Raw genomic sequence first — 3,286 nt, 5'->3', positions numbered from 1 at the left:
ATAAGAGCCTGGCAGTGACCTACTCTCGCATGGGGAAGCCCCACACTACCATCGGCGCTGAGCAGTTTCACTTCCGAGTTCGAGATGGGATCGGGTGGTTCCTACTCGCCATGGCCGCCAGGCAAACTGGGTGTGATCCGTATGGATCACCAATTCAGGAAAGTTCCAGGTGTTGTCATATCGTGATGACCGCACACCCTCAAACTGCTTGGGTGTTATATGGTCAAGCCTCACGGGCAATTAGTACGGGTTAGCTTCACACATTACTGCGCTTTCACACCCCGCCTATCAACGTTGTCGTCTTCAACGGCCCTTCAGGGGCATCAAGTGCCCAGGGAGATCTCATCTTGAGGAAGGCTTCCCGCTTAGATGCTTTCAGCGGTTATCCCGTCCGTACTTAGCTACCCGGCAATGCCACTGGCGTGACAACCGGAACACCAGAGGTACGTCCACTCCGGTCCTCTCGTACTAGGAGCAGATCCTCTCAAATCTCCGACGCCCACGGCAGATAGGGACCGAACTGTCTCACGACGTTCTAAACCCAGCTCGCGTACCACTTTAAATGGCGAACAGCCATACCCTTGGGACCTGCTTCAGCCCCAGGATGTGATGAGCCGACATCGAGGTGCCAAACACCGCCGTCGATATGGACTCTTGGGCGGTATCAGCCTGTTATCCCCGGAGTACCTTTTATCCGTTGAGCGATGGCCCTTCCATACAGAACCACCGGATCACTAAGACCTGCTTTCGCACCTGCTCGACGTGTCTGTCTCGCAGTCAAGCACCCTTACGCCTTTGCACGCACTGCGCGATGTCCGACCGCGCTGAGGGTACCTTCGCGCTCCTCCGTTACTCTTTGGGAGGAGACCGCCCCAGTCAAACTACCCACCACACACGGTCCCTGTCCTGGATTACAGGACGAGGTTAGAACTCCAAACATGCCAGGGTGGTATTTCAAGGTTGGCTCCACCGAAACTAGCGTTCCGGCTTCAAAGCCTCCCACCTATCCTACACAAGCAGGTTCAAAGTTCAGTGTGAAGCTGTAGTAAAGGTTCACGGGGTCTTTCCGTCTAGCCGCGGGTACACTGCATCTTCACAGCGATTTCAATTTCACTGAGTCTCGGGTGGAGACAGTGCCGCCATCGTTACGCCATTCGTGCAGGTCGGAACTTACCCGACAAGGAATTTCGCTACCTTAGGACCGTTATAGTTACGGCCGCCGTTTACCGGGGCTTCGATCAAGAGCTTCGCTTACGCTAACCCCATCAATTAACCTTCCGGCACCGGGCAGGCGTCACACCCTATACGTCCTCTTTCGAGTTTGCAGAGTGCTGTGTTTTTAATAAACAGTCGCAGCGGCCTGGTCTCTGCGGCCCCCAGCAGCTCCAGGTGCAAGACCCTTCACCACCAGAGGCGTACCTTCTCCCGAAGTTACGGTACCATTTTGCCTAGTTCCTTCACCCGAGTTCTCTCAAGCGCCTTGGGATTCTCACCCTGCCCACCTGTGTCGGTTTCGGGTACGGTCACTTCATACCTGAAGCTTAGAGGCTTTTCTTGGAAGCTTGGCATCGACCACTTCGCTCCACATGGGAGCTCGTCATCACGTCTCAGAATTGTGCCACCGGATTTGCCTGGAAGCACTCCCTACACGTTTAAACCGGACACCAACTGCCGGCTGATCTAGCCTACTCCGTCCCCCCATCGCAGTATGAAGCGGTACAGGAATATTAACCTGTTTCCCATCGACTACGCATTTCTGCCTCGCCTTAGGGGCCGACTAACCCTGCGCCGATTGACGTTGCGCAGGAAACCTTGGGCTTTCGGCGGATGGGGTTTTCACCCATCTTATCGTTACTCATGTCAGCATTCGCACTTCTGATACCTCCAGCATGCCTTACGACACACCTTCGCAGGCGTACAGAACGCTCCCCTACCACTTGACCATTAGGTCAAATCCGCAGCTTCGGTACATGGCTTAAGCCCCGTTGAATCTTCCGCGCGGGCCGACTCGACCAGTGAGCTATTACGCTTTCTTTAAAGGATGGCTGCTTCTAAGCCAACCTCCTGGCTGTCTGGGCCTTCCCACATCGTTTCCCACTGAGCCATGATTTGGGGACCTTAGCTGGCGGTCTGGGTTGTTTCCCTCTCCACGACGAAAGTTAGCTCCCGCCGTGTGTCTCCCATGCTCGCACTTCCTGGTATTCGGAGTTTGCAATGGTTTGGTAAGCCGGGATGGCCCCCTAGCCATAACAGTGCTCTACCCCCAGGAGTGATACATGAGGCACTACCTAAATAGCTTTCGGGGAGAACCAGCTATCTCCGGGCTTGATTAGCCTTTCACTCCTATCCACAGCTCATCCCCTAATTTTTCAACATTAGTGGGTTCGGGCCTCCAGCGGGTGTTACCCCGCCTTCACCCTGGCCATGGATAGATCGCCCGGTTTCGGGTCTAACGCAAGCGACTCATTCGCCCTATTAAGACTCGGTTTCCCTACGGCTCCCCTATACGGTTAACCTCGCCACTCACGTTAAGTCGCTGACCCATTATACAAAAGGTACGCAGTCACCCCATAAAGAGGCTCCCACTGCTTGTACGCACACGGTTTCAGGTTCTATTTCACTCCCCTCTCCGGGGTTCTTTTCGCCTTTCCCTCACGGTACTGGTTCACTATCGGTCGGTAGGGAGTATTTAGCCTTGGAGGATGGTCCCCCCATGTTCAGACAGGGTTTCACGTGCCCCGCCCTACTCAGATTCATCAACATGGCCTTTTCGTGTACGGGGCTATCACCCTGTATCGCCGGACTTTCCAGACCGTTCCACTAAAACCATACTGACTTTTGGGCTAATCCGCGTTCGCTCGCCGCTACTGACGGAATCTCAATTGATTTCTTTTCCTCCGGTTACTTAGATGTTTCAGTTCACCGGGTATCGCCTCGCCACCCTATGTATTCAGGTGACGATACCCCTTACGAGGTGGGTTTCCCCATTCGGAAATCCCCGGATCATAGCTAGTTTGTCAGCTCCCCGAGGCTTATCGCAGACTACCACGTCCTTCATCGCCTCCTACCGCCTAGGCATCCACCGTGTGCGCTTAACCGCTTGACCATATAACCCCAAAAAGTCTGAGACCATACGGCGTGCGATCATCATGCGACATGACAACTTAAGAGAACATCAATTACTTTGCTCTCGCCTAGAACTTTCCCAAATTGTTAAAGAACATCACCCCACAAACGGAGGCGTGTCACTGGTAAAACCCAGTCGTCAACACCAACCATCAATCAC

General features: G+C 54.0%; 2 rRNA genes. Both read right to left on the bottom strand.

Going from position 1 to position 3,286, the window contains the following annotated elements:
* Positions 1 to 6 precede the first annotated feature (6 nt).
* Positions 7 to 122, bottom strand: a 5S ribosomal RNA gene (gene rrf / locus LPW30_RS15740).
* 97 nt (positions 123 to 219) lie between these two features.
* Positions 220 to 3,106 (bottom strand): 23S ribosomal RNA (locus LPW30_RS15735).
* Positions 3,107 to 3,286 lie beyond the last annotated feature (180 nt).

This window comes from Ectothiorhodospira variabilis (assembly GCF_022227625.1).
Lineage (GTDB): Bacteria > Pseudomonadota > Gammaproteobacteria > Ectothiorhodospirales > Ectothiorhodospiraceae > Ectothiorhodospira > Ectothiorhodospira haloalkaliphila.
Note: the sequence above shows the minus strand (reverse complement) of the source record. Positions and strands in the feature narration are given on the sequence as shown.